The sequence below is a fragment of the Mesorhizobium kowhaii genome, from assembly GCF_042431665.1.
GTDB classification, from domain to species: Bacteria; Pseudomonadota; Alphaproteobacteria; order Rhizobiales; family Rhizobiaceae; genus Mesorhizobium; species Mesorhizobium kowhaii.
In genome coordinates this window covers 14,763-33,306 of record NZ_JBHLYT010000045.1, presented here as the reverse complement: position 1 = coordinate 33,306, position 18,544 = coordinate 14,763, and the positions used below count along the sequence as shown (strand labels likewise).

Genomic DNA, 18,544 nt, shown 5'->3' with positions numbered 1-18,544 from the left:
GCTGCGGGCACCCTTCCGACAGCCAGAGCCAAACGTGCGCCCATTATTCAAGCCCAAACCACCCCTTCTGCGCGCCGCGTAACCCCAGAGAAATTACCGGTCTCACACGCTCTCGGCTCTCTAGGCCCCTAGTCTATAGCAGGTCGGACGCGGTTTCATTTTTGACTGCGAGTACAAGTAGTCAGCGCTCGCCTCGGCCGCACGCGTAATCGCGGCGAGATCGACATCCAGTACGCCATGACGCTTCATGATCTTGCCGGCAATCACGACGGTGTCCACGTCCGCTGGAGTTGCATTCATGACCACGAGCGCAGTCGGGTTGTGAAGCGGGAAGAGACCTACACGCTTGTAGGACAGAAGGACGATATCAGCCTGCATCCCTGCGGCAAGCATCCCCGTCTTTCCTGACAGACCCGCCGCGGCTGCGCCTCGCAGGGTGGCAAACTCCAGGATATCACGGGTCGTTAGCCGTGATTCAGTCTTCTCGCCCGAATGGTCGAGCATCTGTTGCGATATTTGGCCGCGATGAGTGCCAAGGGTGATTCGCAACGCACCGAGGATGTCGCAGGAATTCACGCTCGGCACGTCAGTCGAGATGCTCGGTCGGATTCCATTGGCCAGCAGCCGCGACAGCGGGTTGGCGCCGCACCCGAGGTGCATTTCCGATTCAACGGAGATCGACACGGTCCCGCCGGTGTCCGCAATCATCTTGTATTCGTCGCTCTTCAACGAATTGCAGTGGACATGGGTAATGTCAGGACCCAAAAGCCCTGCCTCGTGAAGCTGGCCGACAGAATAGGAGTAGGACCCGTTCGAGCCAACATGCACCGTGATCGGCAGCCCCAGCTCCCTGGCCGCCTTGAAGTCGTCCATCCAAACTTCCCGGGATGAGTAGTCTGGGCCACGTGCGGCTATCGCCATGGTGACCAGCCCGCCGGCGCCTGAGAAGTACTGATCTCGCACCCGTCTCGCATCGATCGTATCGAGGCGATGCGTATTTGGAAATTCGTAGCCCGCGTTACTATTTCCATACCCAAAGACTGCACGAATGCCTGAATCTTTGAGCGCAAGCACCGAGGCGTCAGCGTGTGCCGGAGTGTTCATCAGATGCGCCCAGTCGACAAGCGTTGTTGTGCCGGAATCGATGCCCTCAAGCGCGCCGAGCAAGGTTGCGATGTAAAGGTCTTCCGGTCGGTATACGCGCCCGATCACGCCGCGCATGAAGCCAAAATAGTCGGACAGCAGCCAATCCGGTCCGAGCGTATGGACCGTGGACTGCCAGGTGTGGCGGTGCGTATCGACCATACCTGGAACGACGATCATACCCGTAGCGTCAATGACGAAAGCGTCGGTGGCGTCGATCTTATGATCGATGTCAACAATACGATCCCCATCGATCAGAATGTCGCCGGGGGCGAAGTCACGATGGTCATCAGCCATTGTGACGACGGTACCGCCGCGGATCAGAATCCGCTGGCCTTTCCCGGGCTTTGGTTCCGCCACGCCTGCCGGGTTTGTGGCACGCAACCTCGACAGGCCCGGCGCGCCGTTTGTCGCGGCGATAGGTGCCGCCGCAACAGTGTGTTGGTGCAACTGAAAATGGGGGTTCCAGTGGCTCATGCACGAACAAGCCCGGGGGTTGAACACAGGTGAAGCCGGTAGATTGCCCCGATGAGGTGCCGCGTGACTGTCAATGTGAAGGCTCATTGCCGATCCCCTGCCTCGAGATACCTATACTGTTCCTAGCAATCGCCGATGGCCACCTTGGAGCGGCGAGCGCGCAAACTGTTGCGGGCCGCCTGCTCGTGCTGCCTATCGACGCTTTGACCTCATTCAATGAGGACCTTCATGGACGGCCGCACTTGGTGGCCATGGCACTTGCCAGTGTCGCCTCATCAGGCGTCCAAGATGGAGATTCGGCAATATTGTCCTTGGTGACGGTGACGTATGGAACAAGACAGACCTTGTCGGAGTCCGCCAGTGGCTTTCCGTTGAGAGTGTCATCGAGAATCCGGGTCGCAATGATCCCCTCAACCACTGGCGACCAGGCAGATGTAGCGACAAGCGTGCCCTGCTTGATGAGTGTGAGGCCCTCGGGCGAACCGTTCTGGCTTACAATTGTGATCTCCGACACCTTATCGCCAATGGCCTGGATGGCACCTGCCGCCATAGGCTCGTTCATCACGAACAGTCCTTTCAGGTCGGGCGTTTTGGTGACGATGTCCTGTGCTGCCTTGAATGCCTTTTGGCGATCCCAGAGACCATCGACAACGCTGACAATCCTGCTGTCATCCCGGAGGCCGCGCTTGAAACCCTCCAGCATCTCTTCAGCGTCGCCACGGCCGAGCGCACCGGTTATCACGCCCACGCCCCCAGCAGGGAGAGCCTTGGCGAGGGCAGCACCTGCCGCTTCACCAGTCTTGGAATAGTTGACATGGACGAAGCCGGCCGCCTCCGCGCGCAAGTCCGGAGAGTATCCGTAGAGGACCACGACGGGGATTCCAGCTTCTTTCAACAAGGCCAAGTTGGACGCGGAGCTTTGAGCCGTCGAAGGTTCGAGCACCACGCCGGCAACCTTCTTTGTGATGGCATCCTGAACATTCGCGCGCTCGGTTGCTGGATCGAAGTTCGAGACAAGAACGAGCGTGCTTGCACCGAAGCTCTTGGCGGCAAGCTTCACACCATCGGCGGTCCCGTCATAGTAAGGGTTGCTGTAGGTCTGTATGTACGCGACGGTCTTTCCGGTCAAAGGTCCGTCTGCCGAGCTTGCAGGTTGCACGAACACAAATGCCGCAAGTGCTAGGCCAACACCGCTTCGCCCGACAAGATTCTTCCTGATCGCCCCGTACTTTGTCTCCACATTCATGATTTTCCTCCCTGTTTGATCTTACGGTTGGCTGAGATTGCTTATTTTGCGTCTCGCTGCGCCATGACTGCGGTGACAATGACGAGACCTTGGAGCACGTACTGCCAGTTGGGGCTGATCGACATTAGGTTGAGAGCATTGCTGATTAACCCGAGCAACAGGACGCCAAGCAGAGTTCCGATCATGTCGCCCTTGCCGCCCGCCAACGTGGTTCCGCCGACGGCGACGGCGGCAATGGCGCTGAGCTCTTGCCCTGCCCCCATGGTGGCTCCAGCCGAACCGATCTGGCTCACCAGCAAGATCGAACCAATGCCGACAAGCAGACCGTTGAGCGTGTAAATGCCGATCTTAACGGTTCTAATGCGGACACCGGCGAGGTGAGCGGCTGACTCGGAGCCGCCGATGGCATAGAGCCAACGGCCCAACTTTGTGGCGCGCAAAAGGATGTGGCAAAAAAGGGCAACAAGCGCGAAAACGACAACCGCGATCGGTAGTCCGAGAAATTTCAACCTGCCCCAGGTGATAAACTCGTTCGGCAACCCGTACAGGGGCGTCTGTGAAACGAGAAGCGCCAGTCCCTGCAGCAGTGTAAGAACGCCAAGTGTGATAACGAAGGGGTGGATGGGGGAGTAAGAGGCCAGCGTGCCATTGACCGCACCAACTGCCGCTGCAACCGCAAGACATGCCACGATTGCCAGCCAGATCGGGGCGCCTTGCAGCATCACGAAAGCCAGCACCATCCCCGACAGCGAAAGGCTGGAACCGATCGACAAATCCATGCCGCGCGAGACCATTAACAGCGTGGTACCGCTAGCCAAAACGCCGAGCACCGCGACCTGAGACGCGACATTGACAAAATTGTGAACGGTCAGGAATACCGATGACTGGGTGGCTGTGATTGCGATCAGCAGCAGGATGACCGAGGCGAGCGCGATCCGAGAACGATAGACGCGTACCGTTCGGCCAAGGGCAGGTAGCCGGGGCTTCACGTTGGTGCCGGCGCCGACCGCATTTTCAGGGTTACTTGTCATGCTACCGGCTCATCCATGCTGACCGGCAAAGTGGTTCCCATCGCCAGCTCTAGCACCCGCTGCTCCGTCACCTCTGCGCCGGTAAGTTCACCGGCAATGCGCCCCTGGCGCAGCACAAGCACACGATTGGCGACTTGGGTAAGTTCTTCCAGGTCACTTGAAATCACCAAGACCGCGCAGTCGTCACCCGCGAGCGCGCCGATTGTCTGCAAGATCTCCTCCTTAGCGCCGATGTCGACGCCCTGCCCTGGCTCATCGAAGATCATCAGGCGAGCCTTCGTGTGGAGCCAACGCGCAATTGCGACCTTCTGCTGATTCCCTCCCGACAGGGTGGAGACAGGGAACCCAGGCAGGGCCGACCTTATCTTGAGGCGTTTGACCCACGCCATGGCGGTCCTTTGTTCCTCGCCGAGCCGGATGAAACCGCAATATGGCGTCGCGGGCATCCGGGTGAGCGTCACGTTCTGAGCGACAGTCATTTGCTGTAGCAGGCTCTCCGTCTTGCGATCCTCGGGGACTAGCCCTACGCCTAGAGTGATTGCCTCGGCCGGGCTGGCGGGATGGTAGGGCTTGCCAAAAAGGAACATCTCGCCACTGTCTGGCTGCTCCGCTCCGAAGATGACCCGCGCGAGCCGGGACCTGCCGGAGCCGACCAGACCTGTCAGCCCCACGATCTCGCCGGCGCGAAGGTCTAGATTGATCCCGAAAAGTCGCCGACCTTGCCCGAGGGCCCGCGCAGAGAAGACGACATCGCCCAGTTTCAACTGGGTTGGCCTGGCCAAGGCGACATGCCGGCCGATCATCGCCTCGACGAGTGTCTGCGGCGTCATGCTGTTAGACGGGGCAGTTAGAACCGCCCGCCCTTCGCGCATGACGGTAACGCGATCCGACAGCGCGAGCGTTTCGTGCAAGTGATGCGAGATGTAGACGACAGCGACGCCTTTGCTGGAAAGATCCCGGACAAGCTCTAGAAGTCTGGTGGTCTCCGCTGCTCCCAGCACGGCGGTCGGTTCATCCATGATGATGAGCCGCGCGCCGCGATAGAGTGCCTTTGCTATCTCGACCAGTTGCTGCGCAGCAGGCGAGAGTTGCGACAATGGCGTCATCGGCGAAACATTGAGGCCCACACGCCGAAGCACGTCCTCGACATCGTGCTGCTGATGATCCGGCGTCAAGAACAGGCCGGCGATGGTCCGCTCTCGACCTAGCACAATGTTTTCCACGACGGTGAGGTTAGGCGCCAGGCTGCGCTCCTGAAAAATCGTCGCAAGCCCGAGCTGCTGGACCCGACGTGGCGTCAAAGATTCGCCATGCCACCCGCCAACAGTGATGGTGCCTGAGTCGGGCTTCAGTGCTCCTGAGAGAATCTTGACGAGGGTGGATTTGCCGGCCCCGTTTGCCCCCACGAGTCCATGCACCTCCCCTGGAAGTACCTGCAACTCCATCTGATCGAGAGCTTGGGTTGCGCCGAAGTGCCGGCAAATGCCGGTGGCCGACAGAGCGATTCCGGCTGCTTGCGGAAGAAAGCCGTTGAACTGAGCAGCGTGCTGGTTGCTCGTCATTGCCGGCTTCACCCGATTTTTTGATGAGGGGAACAGGAGGCGGTGGAGACACTGCGAGACGGATGGATGACCATCTTGGCGTGGCAATCGAGCGGGACGTGTTTGATTGCAGACGTTAGGATCGCGCGCGGCCGTATCGTGCTCATCGTCTCCTCCCACTGCAGCAGGCTCTGCAAACGTTTGCAACGTAGCCGAAAGAAAATGGGCAGTCAACCACAACTGTCGCAGGGATTTTCCGTGACCGGCTCGGCAGCAAGGTTCTCGTCCGGGCGTCAAAACGCCATGCTTCAGCTTGCCATCCCCCACGGGCAGGACATATGAGCGCAGTCATAGGCAAGCATTACCGTGGAAAACCGATAAGGCGCAGGAAGGCTTATCTTCCGTCCAAAACCCTCGCCGTCGAACTGCGGATCACCAATTCGACGGGCAAGACTACGACTTGAGCCGGCGATTCCCCATTCATAAGCTTCTGCAACATCGATCCAGCTTCAAATCCCATCCTGTATTGCTGAATCCTTATGGTCGTAAGAGGGGGATCAATTCGATCAACCATCGGCATGTCGTTGTATCCGGTCACAGATACATCTTTGGGGCAGATAAGATTTCGGCGGCTCAGGGCCGCCAAGGCGCCAACCGCAAGACGGTCGTTTGCACAAAGGATAGCAGTAAACGTGTGGCCTGCCGCTATGAGTTCCTCAACGCAATGTTCGCCCGCAGACTCGTTGTATGCCTGGGCGAACGCCACCAGGCTTTCGTCGCTATCCAGGTTCAACGATGACCTGGATTGCACGAATGCTGCGTAGCGCTCTGCGCCAGTCGACAGGGTCTGCGGGCCGGCGATCATCGCAATCCGCCGGTGGCCCAATGACACCAAGTGGGTGAGCGCGCGCCGAACACCTTCGGATTCGTCGTGTACGATCGAATGGACGGAATCACGGTCCGGTCTGCGATTTACAGTCACGATCGGGATGCTTTCCGAGGCAGCCAGATCAAACACATCGTCTTTGCGCTCGACGCTCGCCAGGATCAATCCATCAATACCTCGGCCAACGAGAGTATCAAGAAGAGTGCGCTCTCGCTCGTTATCGCCATCAGTGTTCCCTACGATCGCCAGATATCCTGCCGTGGAAAGCGAATCTTCTATGCCTCGGATCATCGGGGGAAAGATGGCGTTGGTGATGTCGGGAACAATGACGCCGACGGTCTTCGTACGATTCGTTTTCAGTGAGTAGGCGGCCGCATGCCGCCGGTAGTCCATTTGTCGACTTGCCCTGATGACCTGTTCGACGACGTCCGAATTAATCAGATGCCGGGTGTTGGGACCAAGGGCACGTGAAACGGTGGACACATGGACACCTACGGCCTCGGCCACTTCACGCAGCGTGATGCGCTTCTTCGTCGTCATGATGCAACCGCCATACAAAAATTGAAGGACTCAATGGACACCAAGGGTCTATCGCGATTTAGGCAAAAAAGTAGCTGCATGCGAATTCAAGCCTTCAGGGGCCTCGCTCCACACAGCCATAATGCGCGCCTGGTCCTCCTGTTGGTAGCGACCGCAGCTTTCTTTAGGAGGCATCGTCACTTTTTAGCACTTCCGATTTGACGCTGGGAAATTACGCGTGCTATATCATGCAAACGTTTGCAGACAAGAAGGCAAACTGACCATCGCCCGTGGCGCCCAATTGTCCGCTCGACGTTCTTTTACAAAGGCCACTCGATGAAACAACAGTTAGCGGAGCGCGCATCATGACAGAATTGAGGATCGGATGGATCGGCCTTGGCCGAATGGGCTATCCGATGGCGGAGCGGTTGTTGAAGGCAGGGCATTGCGTCCAGATTTGGAACCGCACGCGCTCCAAGGCAGAGCCTTTGGTCGATCTGGGGGCAACACTAAAAGACTCGCCCCGTGAACTCGCAGGCTGCGACGTTCTGTTTACGATGGTCTCAACCGGGGCGGATGTCGAGCAGGTCTACTTTGGCCAAGACGGGGTCCTTAGCGGTACCGCCATGCCAAAGATTTTCGTTGACTGCTCGTCAATCGGGGTCGAGGAATCGGCCGACCTCCGTCGACGCCTAGGGGCACGTGGCGCCCAACTCATCGCTTCGCCCGTGAGCGGCAATGCTAAATGCGTGCGGGCCGGCAAGCTGAGCGCCGTTGTGTCGGGCCCGAGGCCCGCCTTCGATCAGGTCGAGAACCTTATTGCAGCTTTTGCCGTGCGGGGCGTGTCCTATGTGGGGGACGGCGAACTCGCGCGCTTCTGCAAGATCGCACACAATGTCTTTCTTGGCGTCGTCATACAGAACCTCGCTGAAATCACCATTCTTTGTCAGAAGGCCGGCGTGCCTCGGAGTGCGTTTCTCAACTTCATGAACGACTCGGTGATGGGTTCGACCTTCACCCGGTACAAATCGGATGCTCTCGTCAATCTCGACTGGACGACCACCTTCAGTCCGGCGCTGTTGCGCAAGGATCTTGATCTGGGGCTCGCGGCCGGACGCGTGCTCGACGTACCCATGCCCGTCACTGCAATCACTCGCGAGGCGTTCCAGATGCATTTCGGCGCCGCGAACCTGCAGCTCGATCCTAAGGACTATCTTGGCAAAGACTTCGCGGCTGTACTGGAGACCGTTGCGCTTGCTTCTGGGGTCAAATTGAAGAGCGAGGGGGTGCCTATACCTACGGGACTGGAGGTTCCCGAGAGCGTCGGTCAATAGGAGCCTGCCGAGTTGTCCCGTTCCTGCCGAGAACGGCTAGGGGGCGGGACAAGGGTTTGTCTGGAAAGGCGCGGCTCGTGTAGCGACGCAATCAAGCATAGTGCGCAATACCACGCGCGCCGAGGCTTCAATGGAGAGAGAAAAATGTCCAGCGCCCTCAACCCTCGCATCCTGCAACCCGGCGATATCGATCCGAACTGGCGTTGGGACCGGCACCTGCCGGCCTTAGGCCATACCGCCGTGGACTTCGAACGTCGGGTCGACCACGATCGGCTGCGGCGCTATCGGCTAAGCCGCGCCAAGACGGCCCTCAACAAGTCCGGCTGCGGTGCGCTGCTGCTCTTTGACGTCAACAACATCCGATACGTCAGCGGCACCAAGATCGGCGAGTGGGAGCGCGACAAGATGTGCCGCTTCGCGCTTCTTGCCGGCGACGAGGAGCCCTATGTCTGGGACTTCGGCTCGGCTGCCGTTCATCATAGAGAGTACTGTGACTGGCTCGACCCTGAGCGCTGCCGGGCTGGCGTCGTTGGCATGCGGGGTACGATCCCGCCGTCCTTCGGCCTGATGAAGCACTACGCCGAAGAGATCTTCAACTTGCTGAAGATGGCCGGTGTCGCCGACATGCCGGTCGGTGTCGACTACGCGGAGACCGCGATGTTCTTCGCGCTTCAGGAAGCCGGCCTCAAGGTCGTCGACGGCCAGCAGGTCATGCTGTCCGCACGCGAGATCAAGAACGTTGACGAGATCCATCTCCTCAACCAGGCGGCAAGCATGGTCGACGGCGTCTACCACATGATCTGGGAGGAACTGAAGCCTGGTATCCGCGAGAACGACATCGTCGCGATGGCCAACAAGATGCTCTACGAAATGGGCTCGGACGACGTCGAGGCCATCAACGCCATCGCCGGTGAGCGCTGCAATCCGCACCCGCACAATTTCACCGACCGTTACTTCCGCCCCGGCGACCAAGCCTTCTTCGACATCTTGCAGAGCTATCAGGGATACCGCACCTGCTATTATCGCACGTTCAACATCGGCCGGGCTACGCCGGCGCAGAACGATGCCTATATCAAGGCCCGCGAGTGGCTGGACGCGGCCATCGCGCTGATCAAGCCGGGCGTCACCACCGACGTAGTCGCCAAGGTCTGGCCGACCGCCGAGAGCCTTGGCTTCCCCAACGAGCTGGCCGCCTTTGGGCTCCAGTTCGGACACGGCTTAGGTCTGGCGCTGCACGAGCGGCCGATCATCAGCCGTGCCGTCAGCCTCGATCACCCAATGGAAATCGAGACCGGGATGGTCTTTGCGCTCGAAACCTACTGCCCCGCGGCGGACGGCTATTCAGCGGCCCGCATCGAGGAAGAGGTGGTCGTTACCGACAAGGGCTGCGAGGTTATCAGCCTGTTCCCCGCCGAAACCCTGCCGATCGCCAATCGGTACTGAGACGGCAAGAGACGGGAGGACCCGAACCGATGAACGCCAGGAAAACCAACGCGGAAGCCTACCTTCGCATGTACCGGCAGATGGTGCGCATCCGCGTCTTCGAAGACAATGCCAACCAGCTTTATCTGTCGGCCAAGATGCCCGGCCTCACCCACATGTATTCCGGGCAGGAGGCCGTCGCGGTCGGCATCTGCGAGGTGCTGACGCGCGACGACAAGATCACTTCGACACATCGCGGCCACGGCCATTGTGTGGCCAAGGGCGCCGAATTCAAGGAAATGTTCTGCGAGCTTCTGGGCCGTGCCGAAGGCTATTGCGGCGGCAAGGGCGGCTCGATGCACATCGCCGATCAGTCCAACGGCAATCTCGGTGCCAACGCCATCGTCGGCGGTTCGATGGGGATAGCCACCGGTGCGGCGCTCTCGGCAAAGCGGCTCGGCCGCAAGGACGTGACCGTATGCTTCTTCGGTGACGGCGCAACGGCGCAGGGGCTTCTCTATGAGGTCATGAACATGGCCGCGCTCTGGAAGCTGCCAGTCATCTACGCATGCGAAAACAACGGCTACAGCGAGTACACCAAGACAGCGGAGATCGCGGCGGGGTCGCTTCCCGCCCGCGCCGAGGCCTTCGGCATCGAAGCCTTCAAGGTGGATGGTCAGGATGTGCTGGCGGTGAACAAGCTCGCGGAGCGGCTGGTGGCGCGCTGTCGCAAGGGCGAAGGCCCGTTCTTCATCCAGCTCGATACCTACCGCTACCACGGCCACCACGTCGGCGACATCAACCGCGAGTACTATCGCTCGAAGGATGAGGAAGCGCTGTGGAAGACAGAGCGCGATCCTATCGTCAATTTCGGTCGATGGCTGGCCGCTGAGGGGCTTGCAACGCCAGAGGAGCTGGCGTCGATCGATGCCGAGGTGGGTGCCGAGGCTGGTGCCGCGGTCGCTTATGCGTTGGCGGCGCCCTTCCCCGATGCGTCTCAGGTGGGACGCCATGTCTTCACCGACATGATCGTCGCCTGAGGAAACCGATATGCGCGAGATCACACTTTCCAAGGCCGTCAACGAGGCCATCGCGGAGGAAATGCGCCGCGACCCATCGGTCTTTCTCATCGGCGAGGATGTCGCGGAGGCAGGCACCCCGTTCAAGGTCCTGTCGGGCCTTGTCGAGGAGTTCGGCACCGACCGGATCATCGATACGCCGATTTCGGAGCCCGGTTTCATGGGCCTGGCGGTTGGCGCGGCGATGACAGGATCGCGTCCGATTGTCGACCTGATGTTCGGCGATTTCCTTTTCCTGGTCATGGACCAGCTCTGCAACCAGGCTGCAAAGGCCCACTACATGTCCGGTGGCAAGCTCAAGGTGCCGCTCGTGCTGCGCACCAATCTGGGCGCGACGCGGCGCTCCGCCGCGCAGCACAGCCAGTCGCTGCATGCCCTCGTCGCGCACATACCGGGCCTGAAGGTCGCGCTGCCGTCCTCCGCCTACGAGGCCAAGGGCCTGCTGAAGACGGCAATCCGCGACGACAATCCAGTGGTCATCTTCGAAGACAAGCTGATGTATCAGGAGAAGGCGCCGGTGCCCGAAGAGGAATACCTCATTCCGTTCGGCAAGGCCGAGGTGCTGCGCCCGGGGCGCGACATCACCATCGTTGCCACGTCCTCGATGGTGCAGGTCGCGCAAAAGGCGGCCGTCCTGCTGGAGCGCGATGGCATCGCGGCCGAGATCATCGACCCGCGCACCATCGTGCCACTCGACATGGAGACGATCCTTGCCTCCGTCCGCCGTACGGGGCGGGCCATGGTCGTCGATGAAGGCCACCAGAGTTTTGGCGTCACGGCCGAGATCGCCAGCCGCATCGCGGAAAGGGCGTTCTATCATCTCGATGCGCCGGTCCAGCGGATCGGAGCGATGGACGTCCCGGTGCCGTTCTCCCCGGTGCTGGAGGACATGACCGTCCCGACGCCGGAATCGGTTGCCGAGCGAGGCCGTCTGACGGTGCGTGGAGAGTTGTTCCATGCGGCGTGAGATCATCATGCCGGCGCTGGGCATGGCGCAGAAGACCGGCCTGATCGTCGCCTGGCACAAGGCACCAGGTGACGCGGTGAAGGCTTCCGACATCCTGCTCGACGTCGAGACGGACAAATCGACGATGGAGGTCGAGGCCGGGCATGACGGTTATGTGGCCGCGCTGATGGCTGGCGCCGGCGATGATGTCCCGGTCGGTTCCCCCATCGCGATCATATCCAGCGAAAAGCCGGACCTTGGCTCCACGCCGGCCAAGGCCGCGCCGTCGCCACCCGCTACGGAGAAACTTGCGATACCCGCGGCGGTGCCCGCCGTGCCGGCGGCCAAGCCGCCTCTCGAAAAGCGGATGCTCTTGGCAGCAGCCGATGATGGCAGGATCCTTGCCTCGCCGAAGATCAGGCGCCTTGCGGCCGAGCGCGGCATTGACCTCGGCCGGCTGGTCGCGCACGGCATGAGGCAACCTTTCCACGCCGCCGATCTCGACGCGCTGCCGCCGGCCCCGGCGATCACCGCTCCGGCGATGCTCTCGGAGATCGAAGCCATGATCAAACCGGCGGGCCTTGCCGGGATGATTCGGCTGCTCGGGGAGGAAGGTGGCACGGCGGGACGAGCCGCCTTATGGGCCGCCTTCGCCGCATCGAGCTTAAGGGCCACGGCCGATGATCACGGCCAGATATCCATACGGGTCGAACAGGGCTCCACCAGCCTGCATTTCCACGACCCGGACCAGAGTCCATTGTCGCGCCTCGAAGCCACGCCGGAGGATGGCGAGATCAGCCTGGCCCTGCGCGACCTCACCGGCACATGCGTTGTTTCGACGCGATTTGCCGTCGAGCCGGCGCCCGTTCTGACGCTCACCGGCGACGCCGGCCACATGAACCTGCGTCTGATCTTCGACGCGTCGCGGCTGACCCCCGCCGCTGGGACGGCGCTGGTCACCGGCTTTGCCGCGCGGCTCCTCGATCCGCTTCGACAGCTACTTTGAGGAGGACTCTCATGTCGCCGTACGACGGACCCGTCGATCTCTACATTGGCGGCCAATGGCTTCCCGCCTCGGCCGGCGGCCGCTTTGACGTCGTCAATCCCGCCAACGAGACGGCTCTAGCCTCTGTCGCTTCCGGTACGGAAGCGGATGCCAGGGCGGCGGTCGATGCCGCCGCTGCGGCCTTCCCCGCCTGGGCCGCGCGGCGTCCGCGCGAACGCGCCGACATCCTGCGCCGCTGCTTCGAGCTGATGAGCGCACGTCTCGGCGATTTTGCCAGGCTGATCACCCTGGAAAACGGCAAGGCTCAAGCCGACGCAATGGGCGAGGCGGCCTATGCGGCCGAATTCTTCCGCTGGTTCTCGGAAGAAGCGGTGCGCGCCGAGGGCCATCTCGGGCATGCTCCCGCATCGGGTGCGCGCATTCTCGTGCACCAGAAGCCCGCGGGGGTAGCGGTCCTGGTGACGCCGTGGAACTATCCGGCGGCAATGGGGACGCGCAAGATCGCGCCGGCACTGGCCGCAGGCTGCACCGTCGTTATCAAGCCGGCATCGGAGACGCCGCTCACCATGCTGGCGCTGATGCCGCTGCTCGAGGAGGCAGGGGTGCCGCCGGGCGTCGTCAATGTGCTGCCGAGCCGCCGATCGGGGGCGGTGGTCGACGTTATGCTGCACGATCCCCGCGTCCGCGTGGTTTCTTTCACCGGCTCGACGGGCGTCGGCCGCAAGCTGCTGCATGCGGCGGCCGACCAGGTCATCAAGCCGGCGATGGAACTGGGCGGCAACGCGCCCCTCATCGTCTTCGAAGACGCCGACATCGATGTCGCGGTCGAGGGGGCGATGGTCGCCAAGATGCGCAATCTGGGCGAAGCCTGCACGGCGGCCAACCGCTTCTATGTGCACGAGCGGATCGCCGGGGAGTTCACCCGGCGTTTCACCGCTCGCATGGCCGCGCTCAAGATGGGCAATGGACTGGCGCCGGGTATTGACGTTGGCGCGCTGGTCAACGCCGACGCCCGCGACAAGGTCGCGGCCTTTGTCAAGGATGCGCTGGCGCGCGGCGCGGAACTGTTGCTGGGCGGAACGGTGCCCGACGGGCCTGGATTCTTCTATCCGCCGACCGTGTTGTCCAACGTGCCGGGCGACGCTGACTGCATGCGCGACGAGATTTTCGGCCCGGTGGCGGCGATCCAGACCTTCGGCGACGGTGACGACGTGGTCGCTCGCGCCAACGACACCGAATATGGCCTTGTCGCCTATGTCTTCACCCAGGATATGCGCCGTGGGCTGAGCGTGTCGGAGCGTCTGGAGTTCGGCATGGTGGGCCTCAATCGCGGCCTCGTTTCCGATCCGGCCGCACCCTTCGGCGGCGTCAAGCAATCCGGCCTCGGTCGCGAGGGGGGCAAGGACGGCATGCTGGAATTCATGGAAACCCAGTACATAGCGACCAATTGGTGAACAGGATGACAGCGACCGTCGCCAGCCCTTCCACCCGGCAACGCGCCCGCGAGGCGGGCGTGGATATCGATGCTCTTGCGACCGAGCTGGGCCGGGACATGATCTCCCCGGGCGATATCGATGACAGGCTGGAGGGCAGGCGCGTCGGCCCCGGCGGGGACTATCGCCGCTACTGGGACGTCGACCACGCGCGATATGGCCCGGTCCGCGAGGAGGCGACCAGCCGCTTCGGCCAGATCGCCGCACTCAACCTGGCCGCCGCGCAGCAGGTCATCCCGGCCGTAACGCATCACGACCGCGCCGACATGACGGCGATCGACGCGGCGCGCGCGGCATTCCAGGACGAGGCGCGGACGCGCGGGGCGAAGCTCACCGCACTGGCCTTCCACGTAAAGGCACTCGCCCGGACGCTGCGGGATTTTCCGCGCTTCAACGCCTCGCTTTCAGCGGACGGCCGCACCCTTTTTCTGAAGGACTATGTCCATATCGGCATCGCCGTCGATACGCCGCACGGCCTGATGGTGCCCGTCATCCGCGACGCCGACCGTAAGGGCCTCTGGCGTATCGCCGGCGAAGTTGCCGATCTCGCGACCCGCGCGCAGCAGCGCAAGGTCCGCGCCGACGAGATGGACGGTGCGTCCATGTCGATCAGCAATCTGGGCGGCATCGGTGGCATCGGCTTCACGCCGATCGTCAATCCGCCGGAAGTGGCCATCCTCGGCATTTCCCGGACCGAGGTCGCGTCGGTGTGGAATGGCGGGGCCTTCGTACCGACCCCGATGACGCCGCTCGACCTGAGCTACGATCACAGGGTGGTCAACGGAGCCTACGCCGCGCGCTTCCTGGTGCGTTACATCAACCTGTTGGCCGACCCGCGCCGGTTGATGATCTGAGATGCCGATGATCGAGACACAGCATGCCGACCTCATCGTCATCGGCGCAGGACCCGGAGGGTATGCGGCAGCGTTCCGTGCCGCCGACCTCGGCCGATCGGTCGTTCTGGTCGACGGCAGGAGCACGCTCGGCGGCGTATGCCTCAACGAAGGCTGCATTCCCTCGAAAGCCCTGCTGCACGCCGCGCGCGTCATTCACGAAGCGAGCCATATCGGCGCTTGGGGCATCTCGTTCGGCCATCCGAAGACGGACATAGACGCGCTGCGAGCGCGAAAGGACGCGATCGTTTCGCAACTCACCGACGGACTGGGCCAACTCGCCAGGCGCCGCAAGGTCCGGGTCGTCACCGGGCGCGCGGCGTTCGTCCGCGATGACGAGCTGGCCGTAACGATCGCGGACGGCGGGATCGAGCGCTGGACATTCGGCCAGGCGATCATCGCCGCGGGATCCTCGTCCATGCAACTGCCGGGCTGGCCGCAAGACAGCCGCATATGGGATTCGACTGCGGCGCTCGAACTCCGCTTCGTGCCACGCCGCCTGGCAATCGTCGGCGGCGGCATCATCGGGCTCGAGATGGCGACGATCTATTCGGCTCTCGGATCCTCCGTCACCGTGATCGAGTTGGCCGGCCAGGTCGCGCCGGGCGCGGAAGCCGACGCGGCCGACCTGATCAACGCGTCGCTCGAAGCCAGGAGCTGCATCGTCCACACCGGCACGCGGGTCATCAGTATCAAGGCCAGCGCGAAGAGCGTCAGGCTCTCTTGCGAAGGCGGTTACGCAGGCACTGTCGAAGCGGACGCCGTGATTCAGGCCGTCGGCCGGCGAGCGAGCACCGCGGCGATCGCCGCCGTAAAGGCCGGTATTGAGGTAAGGCCTGATGGAGCGGTTATTGTCGATGCGCTGTGCCGCACGAACCGCTACAACATCTTTGCCGTAGGCGACATAACCGGCGGGCCTATGCTGGCGCATCGCGCGACGCATCAGGGCAAGGTCGCCGCCGAGGTGGCCTGCGGCCACGCCAGTGCCTTCGACACGGCCTTCGTTCCCTTTGTCGCTTACACCAATCCCGAACTGGCCTGGGTCGGCCCGACCACGGCACAGCTGAAGGCAGCCGGCGTCGCCCACAAGGTCGCCAGGTTCCCATGGGCGGCCAGCGGCAGGAACCTCGCGTCCGGTGGCGGTGACGGCCTGACCATGATCGCCTACGCACCGGAAAGCGGCCGCGTCCTCGGCGCCACAATCGTCGGCCCGGGCGCCGGCGAACTGCTGGCGGAGGTCGGGCTCGCCCTGGAAATGGGCGCAACGCTTACCGACCTCGCGCTGACGGTGCACGCCCACCCCACCCTGTCCGAAACGGTGGCGTTCGCGACCGAAAGAGCCCTGGGAAGGTTGGCTGAACTATGATGCCGAGGGTCCGATCAAGCAGGCTATGCGTTTACAGAAAATCCTCAATGACCTAAGTCTCACGAGTGACTGAACTTACACACATCGACTGCATCAGGGTTTTTGGCACAGGTCTCAGAAATTTAAAAGCTACTGAAATCGAAACTTGAAACAATGGCGCAACTTATATCAACTATTAGAAATTTTACGACGCGTATTAGTTTGCTACTTTTACGAAGGGCTCCACGATGGCTCCAGGTTTCATTTCTCATTTTAGTTTTTGTCTATCTCCTTGTTAATGTCTACCTGCTCCATTGAGCAGGACGGAGGATGGGTATCGATGCTTCTTGATCGACTTGAAGGCCATTTGCTCAGTCCTCGGGCATGCGCTTCAGATTGCGCAGTTTCCAGCTTGCGGCAGGCAGTTTTTCCGCACCGTCGATGTCGAGCATTGCGTCGTCATCGACGGCAGCCAGACCACGAGGCGATCGTTTCCTGCGATGCGACAAGCCGATTGCAGGACCGCTCGCGGCGCTGGTTGAAGCCGATCGCAATGCGGAAAAGTCGATATTTGAACAATCACATCGAGCAGGACCATCGGCGCATCAAGCGCCGCGTGCGACCGATGCTCGGCTTCAAATCTCCAGCGACCGCCAACATCATCCTGTCCGGCATCGAAATGGTCCACATGATGCGCAAACGACAGGCAAGGTACGCCTTCACTCCAGATCCGTCGCTGGCCGAGCAGTTCGACATCCTCGCCGCATAATCAAGGCTATTTTCCCATGATTCGGCCCTTAAGCCATGCCCGCGAAAGTTTGCAACACAACCAGAAACAGCAGATGCAGTGGAGCAGGATTGGCGCGCATCTTCTGCTGCAAACCCGCACGCAGACCCTAGACGGTTCCCTCCGCTCGACCTTCCGCCAATGGTATCCCGGCATGGCCAACGACAATCACGAGCACAGAGAAACCGGCACCGCATGACCGCCCCACAAATCCTCATGCTCACCAATTTCGGAGCGATAATTCCTTCTTCAACAGCGGCGTGAACCTCCAGTTCCCTGATGAAGGTCATCAAGGAGCGGGAAGCCCATCTGTCGAAGGCCACGAATTTTCGCGCTCCGGAGCTGGCACTTGAACTGAAGCCCGGCACCGGCAAGACTGAGACCAGGCTCGCACTCAATACCCATCAGCGCTTCGAGCGACTGCTGGTGGTGGTGCCGACGGACGCCATACGCGAGCAGATCGCCAGAACAAGAGGAACACCACCACCGTTACATCGCATTGGTCACTTGTCCGAGCAGCCATGCGGTAAGATCCTGCACCAGCGGATTCGTCTTTTTTGATTCCGGCACGACGACGTAGTAGCTGTTCTCGGTCATCATTGGCAGGTCGAGGATCACGGCGAGTTCACCGGACATCAGCTCGCGCTCGATCAGATAACGCGGCAGAAGCGCGTAGCCCATCCCGCCTATCACGGCTTCTATGATCATCGAAAACTGATCGAAACGGTGTCCCCGGCAAGCCAATTCCGCCGGCAGGCCGGCCCGTTCGAACCACTGCGACCATAGCTTGGGGCGCGTGGCCAGATGGAGCAAGGATTCACCAAGAAGGTCAGCCGGGACCTTCTTCGCCGCAGAAGGCGACAGCGCCGCGCTTGCTACCGGTACGATAGATTCGCTGCACAGATAAGTGCAGGTGCCGCGCGCCCAGACCGGCTGCCCATAGTGGATTGCGAGGTCGAAATTCTCCTCCTCGAAATCGAACGGCGCCGATCTGGAACCGACATTCAGGATCGTCCCCGGGTGTTGGCTGAGGAAATCAGGCAGGCGCGGGCTGAGCCAGCGGCTGCCGAATGTCGGCAAGGTTGCGATGCTGAGACCTACTCTGGCCTCCGCCGAGGACATTGCCCGCAGCATCGTCTCTTCGGTCTGCTGCAAAAGTTTTCGCGCCTCCGGCAAAAAGCGCTGCCCATCCTCGGAAAGCACCACCCGTTGGCGGATCCGCTCAAACAGCAGCGCGCCGAGATGGTTCTCGAGATCCTTGACTTGCCGGCTGACCGCGCTCTGCGTCAGGTTCAATTCACCCGCTGCACGCGTGAAGCTGGCGTGCCGCGCGGCACACTCAAATGCCTGGATCGCCACCAGATCCGGTATCAGTCGTCTGTTGAGTGTCATGCGT

Annotated in this window: 15 protein-coding genes and 2 pseudogenes; 11 read left to right on the top strand and 6 right to left on the bottom strand. The window is 61.5% G+C overall.

What is annotated here, in order from left to right; translation table 11 throughout:
- Positions 1 to 120: 120 nt before the first annotated feature.
- The 5 genes from ACFFNA_RS25725 to ACFFNA_RS25705 all read right to left on the bottom strand — a co-directional run bounded on the left by ACFFNA_RS25725 (position 121) and on the right by ACFFNA_RS25705 (position 6,864).
- Positions 121 to 1,620, bottom strand: coding sequence for an amidohydrolase family protein (locus tag ACFFNA_RS25725; RefSeq protein ID WP_167392230.1), 1,500 nt, complete (start codon positions 1,618 to 1,620; stop codon positions 121 to 123).
- Positions 1,621 to 1,846: 226 nt separating this feature from the next.
- The gene (locus ACFFNA_RS25720) at positions 1,847 to 2,866 is read right to left on the bottom strand and encodes a sugar ABC transporter substrate-binding protein (protein WP_378922639.1); all 1,020 of its coding nucleotides are present in this window, start codon (positions 2,864 to 2,866) and stop codon (positions 1,847 to 1,849) included.
- Positions 2,867 to 2,907: 41 nt separating this feature from the next.
- Positions 2,908 to 3,897, bottom strand: a complete 990-nt coding sequence (locus ACFFNA_RS25715) for an ABC transporter permease (RefSeq protein WP_378922637.1) — start codon at positions 3,895 to 3,897, stop codon at positions 2,908 to 2,910.
- Complete coding sequence (locus ACFFNA_RS25710; RefSeq protein ID WP_378922635.1) at positions 3,894 to 5,459, bottom strand: sugar ABC transporter ATP-binding protein; 1,566 nt, start codon at positions 5,457 to 5,459, stop codon at positions 3,894 to 3,896. The genes ACFFNA_RS25715 and ACFFNA_RS25710 overlap by 4 nt, the downstream gene beginning before the upstream one ends.
- A 373-nt stretch (positions 5,460 to 5,832) precedes the next feature.
- Entirely contained in the window at positions 5,833 to 6,864 is a 1,032-nt protein-coding gene (locus ACFFNA_RS25705; protein ID WP_095088762.1) for a LacI family DNA-binding transcriptional regulator, read from the bottom strand.
- Positions 6,865 to 7,208: 344 nt separating this feature from the next.
- On the opposite strand from ACFFNA_RS25705, the gene ACFFNA_RS25700 reads away from it, so the two are divergent.
- From ACFFNA_RS25700 to ACFFNA_RS25650, 11 genes and pseudogenes are all read left to right on the top strand, one after another.
- Positions 7,209 to 8,177 (top strand): NAD(P)-dependent oxidoreductase, encoded by a 969-nt coding sequence (locus ACFFNA_RS25700; RefSeq protein WP_095088764.1) that lies wholly within the window; start codon positions 7,209 to 7,211, stop codon positions 8,175 to 8,177.
- Positions 8,178 to 8,321: 144 nt separating this feature from the next.
- Positions 8,322 to 9,620 carry a M24 family metallopeptidase gene (locus ACFFNA_RS25695; protein ID WP_095088766.1) on the top strand — a complete coding sequence of 433 codons (1,299 nt, stop codon included), beginning with the start codon at positions 8,322 to 8,324 and terminating at the stop codon, positions 9,618 to 9,620.
- Positions 9,621 to 9,649: 29 nt separating this feature from the next.
- On the top strand, positions 9,650 to 10,639 hold the full coding sequence (locus tag ACFFNA_RS25690; RefSeq protein ID WP_095088768.1) for a thiamine pyrophosphate-dependent dehydrogenase E1 component subunit alpha: 990 nt from the start codon (positions 9,650 to 9,652) through the stop codon (positions 10,637 to 10,639).
- Positions 10,640 to 10,649: 10 nt separating this feature from the next.
- On the top strand, positions 10,650 to 11,645 hold the full coding sequence (locus ACFFNA_RS25685) for an alpha-ketoacid dehydrogenase subunit beta (RefSeq protein WP_095088771.1): 996 nt from the start codon (positions 10,650 to 10,652) through the stop codon (positions 11,643 to 11,645).
- Entirely contained in the window at positions 11,635 to 12,630 is a 996-nt protein-coding gene (locus tag ACFFNA_RS25680) for a biotin/lipoyl-containing protein (protein ID WP_378922631.1), read from the top strand. Before ACFFNA_RS25685 ends, ACFFNA_RS25680 begins: the two co-directional genes overlap by 11 nt.
- 11 nt (positions 12,631 to 12,641) lie before the next feature.
- On the top strand, positions 12,642 to 14,084 hold the full coding sequence (locus ACFFNA_RS25675; RefSeq protein WP_095088781.1) for an NAD-dependent succinate-semialdehyde dehydrogenase: 1,443 nt from the start codon (positions 12,642 to 12,644) through the stop codon (positions 14,082 to 14,084).
- Positions 14,085 to 14,089: 5 nt separating this feature from the next.
- Entirely contained in the window at positions 14,090 to 14,977 is an 888-nt protein-coding gene (locus ACFFNA_RS25670) for a 2-oxo acid dehydrogenase subunit E2 (RefSeq protein WP_095088886.1), read from the top strand.
- A 7-nt stretch (positions 14,978 to 14,984) separates the two neighbouring features.
- On the top strand, positions 14,985 to 16,382 hold the full coding sequence (lpdA, locus tag ACFFNA_RS25665; protein WP_378922628.1) for a dihydrolipoyl dehydrogenase: 1,398 nt from the start codon (positions 14,985 to 14,987) through the stop codon (positions 16,380 to 16,382).
- A gap of 424 nt (positions 16,383 to 16,806) precedes the next feature.
- Positions 16,807 to 17,130 (top strand): annotated as a pseudogene (locus ACFFNA_RS25660) (DDE-type integrase/transposase/recombinase); the annotation flags it as partial.
- Positions 17,131 to 17,191: 61 nt separating this feature from the next.
- Positions 17,192 to 17,347: pseudogene (locus ACFFNA_RS25655) on the top strand (ISKra4 family transposase); the annotation flags it as partial.
- 80 nt (positions 17,348 to 17,427) lie between these two features.
- Entirely contained in the window at positions 17,428 to 17,709 is a 282-nt protein-coding gene (locus ACFFNA_RS25650; protein WP_095088783.1) for a DEAD/DEAH box helicase family protein, read from the top strand.
- On the opposite strand, the gene ACFFNA_RS25645 is transcribed toward ACFFNA_RS25650, so the two are convergent.
- On the bottom strand, positions 17,638 to 18,540 hold the full coding sequence (locus tag ACFFNA_RS25645) for a LysR family transcriptional regulator (RefSeq protein WP_095088785.1): 903 nt from the start codon (positions 18,538 to 18,540) through the stop codon (positions 17,638 to 17,640). The two genes, ACFFNA_RS25650 and ACFFNA_RS25645, sit on opposite strands and share 72 nt — an antisense overlap.
- Positions 18,541 to 18,544: the final 4 nt, after the last annotated feature.

Excerpts from the sequence above, each read along its gene's own strand:
- ACFFNA_RS25725 (WP_167392230.1), bottom strand. The coding sequence starts at position 1,620 with ATGAGCCACTGGAACCCCCATTTTCAGTTGCACCAACACACTGTTGCG.
- ACFFNA_RS25720 (WP_378922639.1), bottom strand. The coding sequence starts at position 2,866 with ATGAATGTGGAGACAAAGTACGGGGCGATCAGGAAGAATCTTGTCGGG.
- ACFFNA_RS25715 (WP_378922637.1), bottom strand. The coding sequence starts at position 3,897 with ATGACAAGTAACCCTGAAAATGCGGTCGGCGCCGGCACCAACGTGAAG.
- ACFFNA_RS25710 (WP_378922635.1), bottom strand. The coding sequence starts at position 5,459 with ATGACGAGCAACCAGCACGCTGCTCAGTTCAACGGCTTTCTTCCGCAA.
- ACFFNA_RS25705 (WP_095088762.1), bottom strand. The coding sequence starts at position 6,864 with ATGACGACGAAGAAGCGCATCACGCTGCGTGAAGTGGCCGAGGCCGTA.
- ACFFNA_RS25700 (WP_095088764.1), top strand. The coding sequence starts at position 7,209 with ATGACAGAATTGAGGATCGGATGGATCGGCCTTGGCCGAATGGGCTAT.
- ACFFNA_RS25695 (WP_095088766.1), top strand. The coding sequence starts at position 8,322 with ATGTCCAGCGCCCTCAACCCTCGCATCCTGCAACCCGGCGATATCGAT.
- ACFFNA_RS25690 (WP_095088768.1), top strand. The coding sequence starts at position 9,650 with ATGAACGCCAGGAAAACCAACGCGGAAGCCTACCTTCGCATGTACCGG.
- ACFFNA_RS25685 (WP_095088771.1), top strand. The coding sequence starts at position 10,650 with ATGCGCGAGATCACACTTTCCAAGGCCGTCAACGAGGCCATCGCGGAG.
- ACFFNA_RS25680 (WP_378922631.1), top strand. The coding sequence starts at position 11,635 with ATGCGGCGTGAGATCATCATGCCGGCGCTGGGCATGGCGCAGAAGACC.
- ACFFNA_RS25675 (WP_095088781.1), top strand. The coding sequence starts at position 12,642 with ATGTCGCCGTACGACGGACCCGTCGATCTCTACATTGGCGGCCAATGG.
- ACFFNA_RS25670 (WP_095088886.1), top strand. The coding sequence starts at position 14,090 with ATGACAGCGACCGTCGCCAGCCCTTCCACCCGGCAACGCGCCCGCGAG.
- lpdA (WP_378922628.1), top strand. The coding sequence starts at position 14,985 with ATGATCGAGACACAGCATGCCGACCTCATCGTCATCGGCGCAGGACCC.
- ACFFNA_RS25650 (WP_095088783.1), top strand. The coding sequence starts at position 17,428 with ATGAAGGTCATCAAGGAGCGGGAAGCCCATCTGTCGAAGGCCACGAAT.
- ACFFNA_RS25645 (WP_095088785.1), bottom strand. The coding sequence starts at position 18,540 with ATGACACTCAACAGACGACTGATACCGGATCTGGTGGCGATCCAGGCA.